We start from the raw sequence: 15,959 nt of genomic DNA, 5'->3' as shown, positions 1-15,959 counted from the left end.
CTAGAACACATCAGCATTGAAAATTTAAGTCGAATGCGATAAATAGTCGCTATTTACCGTTCAACACCCATTATTAGCGCGGGGTAAATATAAATATTTATGATGATTATCATGAATAAAAAATAGACAACTTTTTTATTTTTAAGTATGATATTCAAACAAATTGCAACACTACGATAACAATTGAACAATAAAAAAAATAAAAACAAGGACGAATTTTTATGGAAAGATTAAAACAAGCACAGGCGAGCTTAGTGACCACCTATTCACTTTACAATGTCGCCAGTGAACAAAAGTTACCCGCAATTAATGCTGATGATACTCATACCCTAAAAGCGCTATTAGACGTTATTCAAAAACGTGAAGCGATTGCTTACGTACAAAAAATAAAAAAGAGCATTCCTACTGAAGTCACTGAATTAAAAAGATTACTTGCTGATGTTATGCTGCTACTTGATGGTGTTGATATTAAAGCCCTGAAAGCAAAAAGCAAAATTGCAGCGAATGCTGATTAGTTTATTGTCTGAAATTAATACCGTTAAATAAGTACCTTTAGATAAGTAACTTTAAATTGAAGACCTTGATTAAAAATCATCAGTGTAGCGCTATGTTATGCAGATTTATTAATCCCTACTTAGGTTAATAAATCTGCATGATTAATATTAATTAGTTAGTGTCTTTAGCTACTAACTAACTTAATTGAATTGAAGTGAAGTGCATCGAGCAACCAATAGCATGCTTTCTGTTAGTAAGTCTCACTGTGCAAGCACTCATGGCGCTTGCTAAAGTAAAATACTGATGCAGAATTTGTTCTGGTATTACTATCGGTGTTGCTATCGGCGCTAGTATCGGCGTAGCTATCAGCATTGCTTGATAAGCCTAGTGTGGCATAATTTTTTTGCCATATGTAAATAACAATTATAACTCAGCAAGTGCTAACAATAGTTTTTCATGAATACCACCAAATCCACCATTGCTCATAACGACCAGCGTATCACCTGCTTGGGCATTCGCCACAATATTGGCCACCAACTGCCTAATATCTTGACTGACAAAGCATGGCTGAACGCAGTCAGCAATTAATGCCTCTACAGACCATTTAACTTGCTCGCCTTGATAGACAAACACCATATCCGCGTCGGATAACGATTTTGCCAAGGTGTCTTTATGCACACCTGATTTCATGGTATTTGAGCGTGGCTCTAATATCGCAATCACCCGCCTGCTGCCAACATTTGCCCGAACACCGGCTAATGTTTTGGCAATAGCGGTTGGGTGATGGGCAAAGTCATCAAACACCCTCACCTGATTCACCTCACCTTTAAGCTCGAGTCGGCGTTTAGTATTAATAAAACTTGTTAACGCTTCGATAGCGACCTTACTGGGCACCCCTGCATGACGCGCCGCGGCAATCGCCATTAAACCGTTATCGATATTAAAGTCGCCTATTAGCGCCCAATTCACTCGCCCTTGTATTACCCCTTTAAAGCTGACGATAAATTCACTGCCATCCGCCATACATTTTTCTGCATGCCAACCCAAGAGTTTATCTGCTTCAACAACGCTATATTCAGTGGGTGTCCAACAGCCCATCGCCAGTGTTTCTGTAATGGCAGCTTCATTTTTTGGTGATAAAATAAGACCATTGCTCGGCACCATACGAATAAGGTGGTGAAATTGACGTTGTATATCACTGATATCATGAAAAATATCAGCATGATCAAATTCCATATTATTGATGACGAGTGTATTCGGACGATAATGGACAAATTTAGAACGCTTATCAAAAAATGCCGTATCGTATTCATCTGCTTCGATAACAAAAAATGGCGCATTACCTAAGCGTGCAGAACAATCAAAATTTTGTGGCACACCACCAATCAAAAAGCCCGGCTCCATTCCCGCGTATTGCAATATCCAGGTTAACATAGAGCTGGTAGTGGTTTTACCGTGGGTACCGGAAACCGCTAACACCCAACGATCTTTTAAAACATGCTCTAATAACCACTGTGGGCCTGAGGTATAAGCAATTTTTCTATCCAGTATGTACTCCACCATCACGTTACCACGCGCCATGGCATTGCCAACAATCACTAAATCAGGCTCATCGTCTAAATGCTCAATTAAGTAACCTGATTTTAATTCGATACCCAGTTGTGTTAGCTGGGTACTCATGGGTGGGTAAACATTGGCGTCGCAACCAGAAACTCGAAAGCCCATTTGCTTAGCAATAGCGGCAATACCGCCCATAAACGTGCCGCAAATGCCTAATATATGAATATGCATAAAAACCTATTTAGATAACTCTGACGCGCGTAGGCTAGTTCGAGCTAAAATTTAAATCACAATGGGGCAATATACCTTAATCCACCGAAAATACATATTGCAAAGTCGATGCATTTTCCCCACTATCAAAACGATTAACCCTAACGGAAATAATTAATTAGCCACTGTAAATAATTAAACCGTTAGCATCATCATTAGTTACATTTGAGAGCGTTCATGAGTCAGGCTATGCTACAAAATATCTATGTTTATCCGATAAAGTCTAGCGCCAGCATTGAGCTATCAAATAGCTGGGTTGAAGAACTTGGCTTAGCCTTTGATCGTCGTTTTGTTGTTGCCAGCCCTGATGGGCAGTTTATCACCGCGCGTACGCAGCCCACTTTATGCTTAATTCAAGCGAATTTAACTGCAACAGGCCTAGTCATTATCGCGCCTAACATGCCAGCTTTAGTGATTGAATATCATCACCTTTGCCAAGGGTATATTGCTGTTAACCTGTGGAATGACACTATTAATGCCCAACAATGTCGAGAAAACATTAATCAATGGTTTAGTCACTATCTTGAAAAACCTTGCCAGTTACTCTTTTTTGGCGCAGATTCTCAACGTTTTGTTAAAAACAAAAATAGCCAAGTGGGCTTTGCTGACGCCTACCCTTTACTCCTTATTTCACAAGCATCACTTGATCACTTAAATAAGCAATATAAAGCTGACACCACCACCATTTCCATGACACAATTTCGGCCAAATATCGTCGTGAATAACTGCGATGCTTTTGCAGAAGATAATTGGCAGCACATTCGCATTGGTGAAGTAGAGTTTGAAATAACCACACCTTGCACGCGCTGTATTTTCACCACTATTGATCCCAAGACTAGTGAAAAACATCACCAGCAAGAGCCTTTAAATGCTTTGAAAAACTATCGCCAATTAGCTAATGGTGACATTTTATTTGGCCAAAACTTAGTAGCACTTAATCAAGGCCAAATTAAACGTGGCGATAGCCTTGAAGTATTAAAGCGCCAAGCAGCTCCGGTATTTACTGTTAGCAGTAAGTCCGTTAGCAGTAAGTCCGTTAAAAGTAAGTCCGTTATTCGTGCGACAAACACCACCCAAGTAAAAAAGGATTCAACATTGACCGTTAAAACAAACAAACCCGTACTCACCTTTAGCAGCTTTAATAAAACCATTACCGGTAATAACAAGCAAACCCTACTTGAACAAGGCGAAGATGCCGGTTTAATATTGCCTTATTCATGCCGCGGTGGCATGTGTGGTAGCTGCAAAGTAAAATTAGAACAAGGTGAAGTAGAGCAACTTTGTCAAGATGGTTTATCCGACCAAGAGCAGCAACAAGGCTATATATTAAGTTGTAGTTGTACGCCGCTTACCGATGTGGTTATTAGTCATCCGGTACGTAAACGACGTAACATCAGTGATGAGTAAATAGAGTATAAAACATGAAGTTGAACTGTGATTTAGGTGAGTTTAAACATAATAACGATGCCGATATTATGCCATTGATTGATATGGCGAATATTGCCTGTGGCTTTCATGGTTCAGATCCCCTCACCATTAAAAAAACCATTAAACTTGCCCAGCAACATCAAGTGATTATCGGGGCGCATCCAAGCTACCCCGATAGAGAAAATTTTGGTCGTCGGTCTCTCCAGCTATCGCAAGATGAATTAATCGCGAATGTACAATATCAAATTGGCGCCTTGCAGGCATTGTGCACGGTTGAAAATGCTCAGCTTGTCTACGTAAAACCGCATGGCGCGTTATACAACGATATGATGACCAACTTAAGCCTATTTGATGATGTCTGTTTGGCTATTTCACAACTGAACTCTGGTCATAACAAGCCACTATCTTTGATGATACAAGCCATTGCCAACAACGATAAATTTCAGCAAATAGCGAAAAAACATCATCTTTCGCTTTATTTTGAGGCTTTTGCTGACCGAGCTTATTTGGATAACGGTTTTTTAGTGCCACGAACTTCAGCCGGTGCGGTGTTAACCAACAATATTGATGTTGTCAGTCGTTGCCAAGATATACTTAATCAACAACCCTTACTCAGCATCAATCAACAAGCCTTGCAATTTCACATTGATACCTTATGCGTTCATGGTGACACGCCAAACGCCTTGGCAATGATTAAAGCGTTGCGCCAAACCATTAATCAACAAAGGTCGCGTTAATATGGTCAGTAATAATCGAGAGCGTATTAACGCCAAGGTTAGCAATAGCACTGAACATGGTGTTAATTTTACCATTGACCTAGTCGCAGAAAACGCTTTATTACTAAGCTGGCAAGCCAAAATATCGCTCACACAACATAATGAAATTATTGCCTTACAAGCTATGATTACCCAGCAGTTGGGTGAGTTAATTATAGAAACAGTGGCAAGCTATCATTGTTTAATGGTTTATTATTGCCCGCAACTTAGCTCCAGCCTGCAAGTGATCGACAAAATTAACCGCGTTGCCAAAAACGCTAGCCATAAAAACAGCAATGGCGATGAGCAAGATAATAATCCAAACAATAAATTAGCCCATCAAGCTGCCCATGAGCATTGCATTAAAATACCGGTTTACTACGACCGTGAGCAAGAGTGGGATTTAGCCGACGTTGCCAAGCGCTGTAATATGTCAATGGATGAGGTGATCAAACAACACAGTGCTCACACTTACCACGGCTATGCTTTAGGTTTTACGCCAGGATTTTGTTACTTGGCCAGTTTACCTGAAAGTTTACAGCTGCCTCGCAAGTCTTCGCCGCGCATAAAAGTACCTAAGGGCGCTGTGGCTATTGCTGAGCAGCAAAGTGCTATTTATCCAATTGAAAGTCCCGGTGGTTGGCATATTATCGGCCAAACTCCCTTACCTATGTATGAAAGTCACCATGGTCAGTTCAATGCCAGTATTCAGGTTGGGCAAAATGTGCAGTTTTATGCTATTTCAAAAGCTGAATTTCTTGCATTAGAACAAGGTTTAGCAGAATGAAGCAAAATTTTCTTGAAATTATCACCATGAATGGTCAAGCAAGTATTCAAGATCTTGGCCGCCTTAATGCTCAGCATCTTGGTTTTAGTGCCAGTGGCGCCGCCGACGAATTTGCTTTCCTTAGTGCCAATCAACTTATCGCTAATAAACTCAGCATTAAGCCTGTGCATAGTATTGCCAAAACAAATAATAAACTAGCTAATGATGCGGCAATAGAAATAACCTTAGGGCAAATCAGTTTCAAAGCCAATGCCGCTTGCACCATAGCGATAACGGGCGCTGACTGCCAAGCTAAAATCAATAATGTGACTATCAATAACTGGCAATGCCATCAACTACTCGCCGGCGATATTATTGACTTTGCTATGCCAAAAACCCAGTTACATAGTTATCTGACCATACTGGGTGGTTTTACTTGCCAAACAGCACAACAACCCTGGTTAGGCAGCTTAGCTCAAACCGTGAATGAAATGGCCTTAGGCTTCACTGGCGAAGCGTTAAGGGTCGGCAGTAAACTTTATTTTTCAACAAAAAATCAGCCTTTAGCTGAAGCCACGCTAACACAACAAACTCAGCTAGCGTCACTAAAAGCAAATAGACCGACAACGGCGCCAGCCTTATTTTACCCGCAGCAAAAACTGACCTTACGTGTTATGCCCAGTCGCTTATTTTTACAAATGAGTAGCGCACAACAGCAACAATTTTTAACCACTGAATATGTTATTTCACCTGATAGCAATCGCATGGGTTATCGTCTACAGGTTAAGCCCCCACAAACCTCATCGCCATCGCCAGACAAAAAAATACTGACTCAGCCGTTACGCAGCCAGTGTTTATTATCAATGCCAGTAACTTACGGCATGGTACAATTTCCTGAAAACGAACAACCAATTATATTAATGAAAGAGCGACAAACCATGGGCGGTTATCCCGTGCTTGGCACCGTAATGCAAACCGACTTATTTCGTTTAAGCCAAATGCGTCCTGGGGCGGAAGTGGCATTCACCTTAATTACTTACCCACAAGCCCAGCAGCAATTACGCGCATTTTACCAAAAACTATACTGATACATTTTTTAGCAAGCGCTAAAGATAACCTAAAGGTAGAATGGCGATCGATAAAAGCTTAGAATAGCGCCCGCTTTACGATTTGGTTTTACGCAGGTACTGCTTTGTTATTAATGATCGACAATTATGACTCTTTTACTTTTAACCTAGTGCATTATTTTCAAGCACTGGGACAGGAAGTTAAAGTCTGTAGAAACGATGAAATCAGCTTAGCGGAAATTGCCGCATTAGCACCGCAATATATTGTTATTTCCCCTGGACCTTGTGACCCTGACGCGGCGGGTTTATCGCTAGCGATAATTGAGAGGTTTAAAGGCCAAATTGCCATATTAGGCGTATGCTTAGGACATCAATGCATTGCCCAGCACTTTGGCGCTAAAGTCGTTAAAGCGAGCAAAGTTATGCACGGTAAAACTAGTGTTATTAGCCATAATGAGCAAGGCTTATTTAGCACATTAAAACAGCCATTAACCGTTACACGCTATCACTCCTTAATTGTTGATAAACAATCTTTACCTGATGAACTAGAAATAACTGCTTGGATCACTGAAAATGGACAGCAAGACATCATGGCCTTGCAACATAAATATTTGGCCATTGCCAGTGTACAATTTCATCCTGAATCTGTGTTAACTGAACAGGGTCACCAATTACTGCAAAATTTTATTGATCAATATGCAAATAAAATAGATGATAATGCTGAGCCCAGTTAAGCTTTTAAGATAAAAATATAAACCTCGAAAAATCAATAGATCCTAATGAAACAGCTTAATAGGCCGATAACCTAGTGAGCACAAAATATTATAAATTGATAACGAATACTGATAATGAAGTCCTGATGCAAATATTTGAAAATAATAAATTAGTTTACGCTATCTATAGTCGAGCACTGAGTCTGACGATTAGTAAAGACTTTGCCAACCTAAAAAGTGGCAAAATAAATATGACTAAGCAACAAGACAGTGAGCAGTTTCACCGTCGACGTGAGTTACTGGCGGTAGAAGAAGAAGCTAACAAAAAAAAAATCATTCAAGCACATGGCCAAGAACACTTTAAAACACAAGTAAAGACTCAGTTTTTTAAGCGGGTTAATGCCCAAGTTGATAAAGAGTTTGATAATAAAGAAAACCTCTACATGAATGTGTTAAAAATAGAAGATGCAGCACCTTCTATTATGGAAATATTGGCAGTAAAAGCCGCCAGTATTAATCGCATCACACCACTAGCGAAAACATTACCTTGGTTATGTAGTGAATTAATCAATTTGGTCAACAAGCCTCAGTACCGTAAACGCTCAGAAATACAAGTAACAGAGCCCCATTTGGCGTTAAGTTATGTTGGTTTAGACAACCTTAAATTGGTCATGCCCATGTTTATGCTCAAACATTGGTTACCCACCCAGACAACACCTTACCCTTTAATGAAAAGAAAACTATGGAACGATAGTTTATCGGTCGCGCTAGCGGCACAACTATTAGCCAAGGAGCAAGGCTTAGATGAATTTACCGCCTTCACCGCCGGCATGTTAAGTAACTTAGGCTTATTTGCGGTTACCCGTGGGGTTTTAAATACCTATAGTGAGCTTTATAATGCAGAGCTGCGCAGCGCTTATGAAAGTAAAGATAAAAAACTCCATGATGCTTTAATGACACTCGACGTGGCACCCGAATTATTGCTTGAGCAGTTACTTCAACGCAGCAGTAAAGTGGCGGCAGATATGGTTGAACTCATGCGTTTTGATCGTTTACAAATTACTGAACCCTTATTCGATTTAGCCTACGCGGTTAATATCGATCACATGTGCCCAATTGCTAAGCTAGTCATCAAGGCCAAAGCTTATGTCACTTTTAGAAGCTTGGCAAAAGAAGATCTGATCAACACAGATGAAGCAAAAATACTGCTCACAGCGGGTAAACTAACAAAAAATGACATTGCCTTGCTCAAGAAAAGCGATATCAAGCATATAAAATTGACCTTCAATTAGCGCCTATTGACCTTTCAATGCAGTGTTTGTGTAAATTTACCCTGCCCTTCCAGTCACTAGCAACAGCTGAGCTCCTTACGCTTATTACGCTTACGTTCAAATAAATGGCGATAAAGTCAGCTAAAAGCTAAATTACGCTAATTTATTTTTGATTAATTATGAAACCTTGCCAGTAATTGCAGTTCACCCTAAGTGACATAAGGCGTTAGCCACAGCCATTGAATTAATGAATTCGACCATTTTCGTGAAAAAAAACAGCAAACATAGTTATGCAGTAATAATGAATAAAAACGGCTAAGCCTTTATTTTAAAAGGGCTTCAGCGCATTTTGACAAGACACTGTGTGTTTTTTCTGTCATAATTCGTGCCTATTTTAATTAGTCCTGCCGTTAATAATGCATACTAGTTAATTCATTTAGTTTTGCTAGCGTTGACGCCCAAAGCTAATAAACAACTATTGATTATACTATCCTAAATATAAGAGGAATTTACAATGTCTAACCACTTCCCAGTAAATCGTGAGTTATTTGATGATGTTATGGTACCTAACTATGCACCGTCTGCTGTTATCCCTGTTCGCGGTCTAGGTTCACGTGTTTGGGATCAACAAGATCGTGAGTTTATCGATTTTGCTGGTGGCATTGCCGTTAACTGTTTAGGACATTGTCATCCTGCATTAGTTGCCGCGTTAACCGAACAAGCTAATAAAATTTGGCATTTATCTAATGTGATGACTAACGAGCCGGCATTACGTTTAGCGAAAAAATTAACTGATAGCACCTTTGCAGATAAAGTTTACTTTGCTAACTCTGGCGCAGAAGCTAACGAAGCGGCTTTAAAATTAGCCCGTCGTTTTGCCCTTGAAAACTTTGGTGCAGAAAAATCACAAATTATTGCGTTTAAACAAGGCTTTCATGGTCGCACCTTCTTTACCGTTACGGTTGGTGGTCAAGCAGCTTACTCTGATGGTTTTGGCCCTAAACCTGGTGACATTGACCATGCTGAATATAACAACTTAGACAGTTTAAAAGCCCTTATGTCTGACAAAACTTGTGCCGTAGTCATGGAACCATTACAAGGTGAAGGCGGTGTTGTTTCACCAACAGATGAGTTTGCTAAAGGTGTTCGCGAACTTTGTAACCAACATAACGCTTTATTAATTTTTGATGAAGTTCAAACCGGTGTTGGCCGTTTAGGCGAGCTATATGCCTATATGGGCTTAGGTGTTACACCTGACATTTTAACCTCAGCTAAAGCACTAGGTGGTGGTTTCCCTATTGGCGCTATGCTCACAACAAATGACATTGCTCAACACCTTAAAGTAGGTACGCACGGCAGTACATACGGTGGTAATCCATTAGCCTGCGCTGTCGCCGAAGCAGCACTTGATACCGTTAATACGGTTGAAGTGCTAGACGGAGTTAAAGCCAAAGCAAAACTTTATGTCGCCGGTTTAAATGCGATTAATGCTAAATACCATATGTTTAGCGAAATTCGTGGTAAAGGCTTATTAATTGGTGCGGTATTAACTGAAGCATATAAAGGTCGAGCAAAAGAATTGTTAAATGCGGCACTGGAAGAAGGTCTAATGACCCTTATTGCCGGCGCTAACATTATGCGTTTCGCCCCTTCATTAGTTATACCTGATGAAGATATTGTAGAAGGTTTAGCGCGTTTTGAAAAAGCCGTGGCTAAATTAGCTAAATAAGTCATTCATTATTATAGCGTTCAAATACCTTAAGATACTTAGGTGTTTGAACGTCTCATTGAGAGTTTTCTATGATTATTATACGCCCTATTCAAAACAGTGATTATGATGCACTTCATCGCATTGCTGTGGAGTCAGGACACGGTTTTACATCACTACCGGTCAACGAAACACTGCTAAAAAATCGCATTTCTCACGCTGAAGTTTCTTTCAAAAGCTCGGTTACTGAGCCAGGTAAAGAAGGTTACCTCTTTGTTATGGAGGATACCGAAACAGGCGCTGTTGTTGGCACCAGTGGCATTGAAGCGGCGGTGGGTTTGGATGATGCATTTTATCATTACCATTTAGGTAAGGTTGTACACAGCTCTCGTGAGCTTAATATATATAATACCGTTGAAACATTGTCATTATGCAATGACTATACGGGTGCCTCTGAAATTTGTACTTTATTCTTGAGCGAAAGTCATCGCAAGAATAGTAACGGACGCTTCTTATCACGTGTTCGTTTTCTCTTTATGGCAGAGCACACAGAACGTTTCGCTGAAACCGTTATCGCAGAAATGCGCGGTGTTTCAGACGAAGACGGTTCATCACCTTTTTGGAAGTGGCTAGAAGAGCACTTCTTCTCGCTAGATTTCCCGACGGCAGATTACCTTACCGGTATAGGTAAAAAAGTATTTATTGCTGAGCTGATGCCAAAATACCCGATTTATGTCAACTTGTTGAGCCCAGAAGCACAACGGGTGATTAACAAGGTACATCCAAAAACAGTGCCAGCGTTAAGACTACTTGAAGCTGAAGGCTTCTCCCGTCGTGGTTATGTCGATATTTTTGATGGCGGCCCAACGGTTGAAACACAAACAGCCTTAGTTAAAACTGTCTGTCAAAGTCAACAATGCCAAGTATTGATTGGCGAAGTAGCAACCGACAATAATTATATTATTTGTAATCGCAAAGTAGCAGATTTTAGAGCAACACAAGCCGCCGTGTTATTACGTGAAACAGCGAATCAAGTCGTGGTATCGCAAGCGGTTGCTGATGCGCTAATGGTTAATGAAGGAGATTGGGTGCGCCTAATTTCAAATTAATCATCTAATTAATACACTCATGAGCGATAAACGCACAGAGGAATCAACTATGTCACACAATATACAACTTATTAATGGTCACTGGACAGCAGGTTTAGGCCATGAAATTTTTTCAAAAAATCCGGCTAAAAATCAAATCATTTGGCAAGGAAATACCGCTTCTGTAGCACAAGTTGACGAAGCTGTTATGTCTGCGCGTGCAGCGTTCGACACTTGGTCTAATATGACCATTGACGCACGTATTGCTATTGCCGTGAAGTTTGCTGAATTACTGACTGAAAACAAAGAAGCGTTCGCCACCACTATTGCGCTTGAAACCGGCAAACCACTTTGGGAAACCCGCACAGAAGTGGGCGCTATGGTAGGTAAAATAGCGATTTCAGTACGCGCCAATGAAGAACGTACTGGCACGGTTGAAAACCCAATGCCAGGTGCAAAAGCCTTTATTCGTCATAAGCCTCATGGTGTTGTCGCCGTTTACGGTCCTTATAACTTCCCTGGTCACTTGCCCAACGGTCATATCGTTCCTGCACTTATTGCCGGTAATACCATCGTATTCAAACCAAGCGAATTAACGCCTATGGTTGCTGAAGAAACCTTAAAACTATGGTTACAAGCAGGTCTTCCGGCTGGCGTAATCAATATGGTTCAAGGTGAAGTTGAAACGGGTAAAGCACTCGCCAATCACCCACAAATTGATGGCTTATTTTTTACCGGCAGTTCGACTACAGGTCACTTTCTACATGAACAATTTGGTGGCCAACCTGGTAAAATTTTAGCGCTAGAAATGGGCGGTAATAACCCATTAGTTGTTAAAGATGTCAGTGATATCGATGCCGTAGTACACGACATTTTGCAATCAGCCTTCATTACTACAGGTCAACGTTGTACCTGTGCTCGTCGTTTATTTATTGAAGCGGGTGAACAAGGCGATGCTATTTTAGCTAAATTAGTGGCGAGTACAGCAGCCATTAAAATTGGTTATTTTGACGATGAAGAACAACCTTTTATCGGTTCGATGATTTCTGAAAAAGCTGCGCTAAGTTTAGTTGCCGCACAACAACAGCTGCTTGACCTTGGCGCAACATCGCTTGTGATGATGAAGCACCTTGAAGTAGGTACGGGTTTTATCTCACCTGGTATTGTTGATGTAACCAACATCTCAGGTATGCCAGATGATGAGCATTTTGGCCCATTATTAAAAGTGTATCGCTATACTGACTTTGATGCCGCGATCAATGAAGCTAACAATACGGCATTTGGTTTATCTGCTGGCTTATTGAGCGACAGCGAAGCATTATATACTCACTTCTTCCGCCGTATTCGTGCTGGTATCGTTAACTGGAACAAGCCAATCACTGGCGCCAGTAGTGCCGCACCTTTTGGTGGTATTGGCGCCAGCGGTAACCACAGAGCCAGCGCATTTTATGCTGCTGATTACTGTGCCTACCCAGTGGCTTCAGTTGAAGCTGAAAAAGTATCATTACCAGCGACATTAAGCCCTGGTTTATCAATTAAGTAATCTGCAAAATTTTAATTGAAATGAAACTGCACTGTCCATTAAAAAAAGCTGGGATCCGTCCCAGCTTTTTCAAAAGTATCGATCAAATATAGCCACCTGTTCTGAGTGGTTACCTAGTGTGCTGTCCTAAAAATTATTTACCTACCGAGTTAAATGCTTAGTGAAAGACCAAGTTAAAAACTGAGTTAACTAGTTGTTTAACTACTGGTTTAAATAATAAATAGCCTTACATACCATTCAGCCAACTTACGCTACTGACACTAATTTACTTTATGCATTTAGGATTTTCACATGACACACGTTAAAAATTTATTTAATAACATTTGGCAAAACTACTTAGAGGTCACACCTTCAGCTCATAAATTACACCAGCTGTTAAGTACCGGTGACGATTTAATCAACGACCATGTTGCTTACCGCACTTTTAATATTGCGAAAGTAAATATCACAAAAATTTCTACGCATTTGATTAACTTAGGTTACAAAGAATGTGGTGAATACCACTTTGTGGCAAAAAAGCTATACGCAAAACACTTTGAGCACTCAGACACTAATTTACCAAAAGTATTTATCAGTGAGCTATTAGTAGAAGAGTTTTCGTTACCCGTACAAGCTATTATTGAGAAAATGGTTGCTGGCATTAATGAAGCGGATATTAACCTTGATAGCTTTTTATACTCAGGCACTCATTGGCAAGTTAGCCACCAAGAATATCTAGACTTGTTGGCCGAAAGTGAATACGCCGCATGGGTTGCTGCCTGGGGCTACCGCGCCAACCATTTTACGGTCAGCATTAACCACTTAGAAAACTATGACTCAATTGAAGCCGTGAATGCCGAAGTTAAAGCCAACGGTTTTACGCTCAATAGTGCCGGTGGAGAAATCAAAGGTGATGAAGCCGTTAAACTAGAGCAATCTTCCACCATGGCTGATCATGCCTTAGTTGAGTTCTCAGATAAAACCCTTGCCATTCCAAGCTGTTTTTATGAATTTGCCAAACGCTACCCGATGGAAAACGGTGAACTTTACACAGGTTTTGTTGCTGCATCTGCCGATAAAATTTTTGAAAGCACTAATGCTGCTTAAATAGCACAATTAACACAGTTCACCAAAATCCATCATGGTTTTTGGTGAACCGTAACTTTTTATCTTACCTTCTACCTTTCTTTAACTCCAACTCAACGCCAAATTGTAGTAACCTTTATATTCCATTTTTTGATGTAGATAACAAATTGACTGACTTAGAACTGGCCAACAGTGTCTTAAAAGATGTAAAAAATCAACAGCGTACTAACGCAGCTAAAACAATCAAAGCATTATTAGCTAAGAATGCCGTTCTTAAAGATAATTGGGGTGCCATCACAAGGTTAGCCATATCGATAGGTGAGTATGAAAACGCCGTTAATTGCAGCAAGAAATATTTAGCAATTTCGCCCAACGAACCCAAGCGCATTATTCAATGTGCAGCAATTTTAGCAGAGTGCAGAGAAATAACTGCGGCAATTGAGCTTGTAACCCCACTGTTGAAAGAAAAAAACACACCCGACGTATTACACTTTTTAGGCACTACTCATAGTCAAATAGGTAACATCGTACTTGCTAAGAAATACTTAGTAGAATTAGTTAAAGTTGCCCCAAAATCAGCCATATCTTGGCTAACACTCGCGGCTATTCACCCGTTTTCAGAAAATGATGAGCTTTATGCTCAAATCACTTCAATGCAAAAGCAGTTTGCCAATGATCAAAGTACACACAATGCACCATTTTGGTTTGCCTTAGGTAAAGCATCACTAGACGTAAAAGATGACCAGCAGGCATTCGCATATTTCTCACGCGGCTGTAGTTTAATGCATAATGAAAAGTCTTACCTTCCCAAGCAACACAGTGATTTTATTGATGACATTATTACTCATCAAAATGCCGAATATTTAGCGAAGTTACCAAGCTTAGATGAACCTAAAATCTGTCCGCCAGTATTTATTATTGGTCTGCCGCGCAGTGGTACAACATTACTGCAACAAATGCTCAGTGCCCATAGCGCTATTGACCAAGGTGGTGAATTAAAGTATTTAAGTTATTCAACAGCAGAAATTGGCCAGGCTAAACTCAATAAATTGGCAGATTACCAGTCAGCAGATAACTTAGCTGTCTTTCAAAAAATACACTCAGACTATCAACACTTACGCGCCCAACAATTTAGCTTAGATAAACCTATTGTCGATAAAACATTAAGTCTTAATCACCATTTAGGCTTAATGTCTAAAGTGTTCCCAAGCGCTGCTATTATTCGCATTACCAGAAACCCAGCAGATAATGCTTGGTCTTGTTTTCGTAATTTTTTCAATCAAGGAATTGGTTGGAGCTATAACTTAGAGAATATTGCTGAGTTCTTCCATCATGAAAACCGTCTTGCCAAGCATTGGCAGTCGTTGCTGGGTGAAAAAATATTAGAAATCAACTATGAAGATCTCATTAACAAGCCTGAAGCAACATTAAAAAAATGCCTTCATCACATGGGCTTAGCCTATGAAGCACAAATGTTATCCTTCTACAAAAACAATGCGTTAGTGCAAACAGCCAGTGTTGGACAAGTTAGAAAGCCGATTAATAAAGCTTCAATTAATACTAACCTTTCAGTGCAAGGAAACTTAACTCCGTTTAGCACACGCCTGCAAAAACTAGAAAGTGCTTAAATAAGGGTGAGAGTTATGATGATTTAACTATAACTCTCACTTTTAATTACTTTACTACAACTATGTTAGACGCACGATTATTTTTTTTTATGTCTTTGATGCATGCTCTATGCTCGCTTCGGTCTAATATTCTTAACATAGCAGCTGAGTTTTTGCCATGCTGCTGAACAAAGGCCAAAATACTCACACCATTACACTGCACATTGTTAACGATAAATAGCTTGCTATAACCCGACGATTTAATATTGTTATGCATTGCTGCGCGATTGCCTACTAACGCGGTCATACATAATTGAGTGAAATTAGAATCATCAGCCGCAACCATTTCATTTGCTTGGCTCATAGTAGATATAGCCCCAACCATAAATATCGTTAAAACTAGTTTTTTTACAGTCATTTGATACTCTCCTAAGAATAATTAATTAAGCACCAGTAAAACCTTGTTTATATATAGTGACGTAAACTTGAAAAATAGTTGTAATACCATTTTGATTAAATTTGTGATCTAATTGGTTTCATTTTTCATACATTGATATCAGTCGTTATGATCACACTTGAATCCATTGATTTTAAATCTCTTATAGCAAAAGAAACTAATGGGC

General features: G+C 40.0%; 14 protein-coding genes. 12 read left to right on the top strand and 2 right to left on the bottom strand.

Annotated elements, in window-relative coordinates; genetic code table 11:
* Positions 1-221: 221 nt before the first annotated feature.
* Positions 222-515 carry a hypothetical protein gene (locus H4J41_RS05365; RefSeq protein WP_182135948.1) on the top strand — a complete coding sequence of 98 codons (294 nt, stop codon included), beginning with the start codon at positions 222-224 and terminating at the stop codon, positions 513-515.
* A gap of 403 nt (positions 516-918) precedes the next feature.
* On the opposite strand, the gene mpl is transcribed toward H4J41_RS05365, so the two are convergent.
* The gene (gene mpl / locus H4J41_RS05360) at positions 919-2,286 is read right to left on the bottom strand and encodes a UDP-N-acetylmuramate:L-alanyl-gamma-D-glutamyl-meso-diaminopimelate ligase (protein WP_182135949.1); all 1,368 of its coding nucleotides are present in this window, start codon (positions 2,284-2,286) and stop codon (positions 919-921) included.
* 216 nt (positions 2,287-2,502) lie between these two features.
* Between mpl and H4J41_RS05355 the strand changes: the two genes are divergently transcribed.
* The 11 genes from H4J41_RS05355 to H4J41_RS17720 all read left to right on the top strand — a co-directional run bounded on the left by H4J41_RS05355 (position 2,503) and on the right by H4J41_RS17720 (position 15,357).
* Positions 2,503-3,732, top strand: coding sequence for a YcbX family protein (locus H4J41_RS05355; protein ID WP_182135950.1), 1,230 nt, complete (start codon positions 2,503-2,505; stop codon positions 3,730-3,732).
* Between the two features lie 14 nt (positions 3,733-3,746).
* On the top strand, positions 3,747-4,490 hold the full coding sequence (locus H4J41_RS05350) for a 5-oxoprolinase subunit PxpA (RefSeq protein WP_182135951.1): 744 nt from the start codon (positions 3,747-3,749) through the stop codon (positions 4,488-4,490).
* A gap of 1 nt (position 4,491) precedes the next feature.
* Entirely contained in the window at positions 4,492-5,295 is an 804-nt protein-coding gene (gene pxpB / locus H4J41_RS05345; protein WP_182135952.1) for a 5-oxoprolinase subunit PxpB, read from the top strand.
* The gene (locus H4J41_RS05340) at positions 5,292-6,362 is read left to right on the top strand and encodes a biotin-dependent carboxyltransferase family protein (RefSeq protein ID WP_182135953.1); all 1,071 of its coding nucleotides are present in this window, start codon (positions 5,292-5,294) and stop codon (positions 6,360-6,362) included. Before pxpB ends, H4J41_RS05340 begins: the two co-directional genes overlap by 4 nt.
* Positions 6,363-6,466: 104 nt before the next feature.
* Positions 6,467-7,075 (top strand): aminodeoxychorismate/anthranilate synthase component II, encoded by a 609-nt coding sequence (locus H4J41_RS05335; protein ID WP_182135954.1) that lies wholly within the window; start codon positions 6,467-6,469, stop codon positions 7,073-7,075.
* 125 nt (positions 7,076-7,200) lie between these two features.
* Complete coding sequence (locus H4J41_RS05330; RefSeq protein WP_182135955.1) at positions 7,201-8,346, top strand: HDOD domain-containing protein; 1,146 nt, start codon at positions 7,201-7,203, stop codon at positions 8,344-8,346.
* Positions 8,347-8,839: 493 nt separating this feature from the next.
* Positions 8,840-10,054: an aspartate aminotransferase family protein gene (locus H4J41_RS05325; RefSeq protein WP_182135956.1), complete on the top strand. Its 1,215-nt coding sequence runs from the start codon at positions 8,840-8,842 to the stop codon at positions 10,052-10,054.
* 71 nt (positions 10,055-10,125) lie between these two features.
* Positions 10,126-11,142, top strand: a complete 1,017-nt coding sequence (gene astA / locus H4J41_RS05320; protein ID WP_182135957.1) for an arginine N-succinyltransferase — start codon at positions 10,126-10,128, stop codon at positions 11,140-11,142.
* A 49-nt stretch (positions 11,143-11,191) separates the two neighbouring features.
* Positions 11,192-12,664, top strand: coding sequence for a succinylglutamate-semialdehyde dehydrogenase (astD, locus tag H4J41_RS05315; protein WP_182135958.1), 1,473 nt, complete (start codon positions 11,192-11,194; stop codon positions 12,662-12,664).
* A gap of 291 nt (positions 12,665-12,955) precedes the next feature.
* Positions 12,956-13,750, top strand: coding sequence for a DUF1338 domain-containing protein (locus H4J41_RS05310; protein ID WP_182135959.1), 795 nt, complete (start codon positions 12,956-12,958; stop codon positions 13,748-13,750).
* Positions 13,751-13,794: 44 nt separating this feature from the next.
* On the top strand, positions 13,795-15,357 hold the full coding sequence (locus H4J41_RS17720) for a sulfotransferase (protein ID WP_182135960.1): 1,563 nt from the start codon (positions 13,795-13,797) through the stop codon (positions 15,355-15,357).
* A 46-nt stretch (positions 15,358-15,403) separates the two neighbouring features.
* Here H4J41_RS17720 and H4J41_RS05300 read toward each other — a convergent pair whose 3' ends face one another.
* Entirely contained in the window at positions 15,404-15,754 is a 351-nt protein-coding gene (locus tag H4J41_RS05300; protein ID WP_182135961.1) for a DUF3718 domain-containing protein, read from the bottom strand.
* Positions 15,755-15,959: the final 205 nt, after the last annotated feature.

It is taken from the genome of Colwellia sp. MB3u-45 (assembly GCF_014077005.1).
Lineage (GTDB): Bacteria > Pseudomonadota > Gammaproteobacteria > Enterobacterales > Alteromonadaceae > Cognaticolwellia.
This window is presented reverse-complemented; position numbering and strand designations above follow the sequence as displayed.

Excerpts from the sequence above, each read along its gene's own strand:
- H4J41_RS05355 (WP_182135950.1), top strand. The coding sequence starts at position 2,503 with ATGAGTCAGGCTATGCTACAAAATATCTATGTTTATCCGATAAAGTCT.
- H4J41_RS05340 (WP_182135953.1), top strand. The coding sequence starts at position 5,292 with ATGAAGCAAAATTTTCTTGAAATTATCACCATGAATGGTCAAGCAAGT.
- H4J41_RS05325 (WP_182135956.1), top strand. The coding sequence starts at position 8,840 with ATGTCTAACCACTTCCCAGTAAATCGTGAGTTATTTGATGATGTTATG.
- astD (WP_182135958.1), top strand. The coding sequence starts at position 11,192 with ATGTCACACAATATACAACTTATTAATGGTCACTGGACAGCAGGTTTA.
- mpl (WP_182135949.1), bottom strand. The coding sequence starts at position 2,286 with ATGCATATTCATATATTAGGCATTTGCGGCACGTTTATGGGCGGTATT.
- H4J41_RS05365 (WP_182135948.1), top strand. The coding sequence starts at position 222 with ATGGAAAGATTAAAACAAGCACAGGCGAGCTTAGTGACCACCTATTCA.
- H4J41_RS05310 (WP_182135959.1), top strand. The coding sequence starts at position 12,956 with ATGACACACGTTAAAAATTTATTTAATAACATTTGGCAAAACTACTTA.
- H4J41_RS05330 (WP_182135955.1), top strand. The coding sequence starts at position 7,201 with ATGCAAATATTTGAAAATAATAAATTAGTTTACGCTATCTATAGTCGA.
- pxpB (WP_182135952.1), top strand. The coding sequence starts at position 4,492 with ATGGTCAGTAATAATCGAGAGCGTATTAACGCCAAGGTTAGCAATAGC.
- H4J41_RS05350 (WP_182135951.1), top strand. The coding sequence starts at position 3,747 with ATGAAGTTGAACTGTGATTTAGGTGAGTTTAAACATAATAACGATGCC.
- H4J41_RS05300 (WP_182135961.1), bottom strand. The coding sequence starts at position 15,754 with ATGACTGTAAAAAAACTAGTTTTAACGATATTTATGGTTGGGGCTATA.
- astA (WP_182135957.1), top strand. The coding sequence starts at position 10,126 with ATGATTATTATACGCCCTATTCAAAACAGTGATTATGATGCACTTCAT.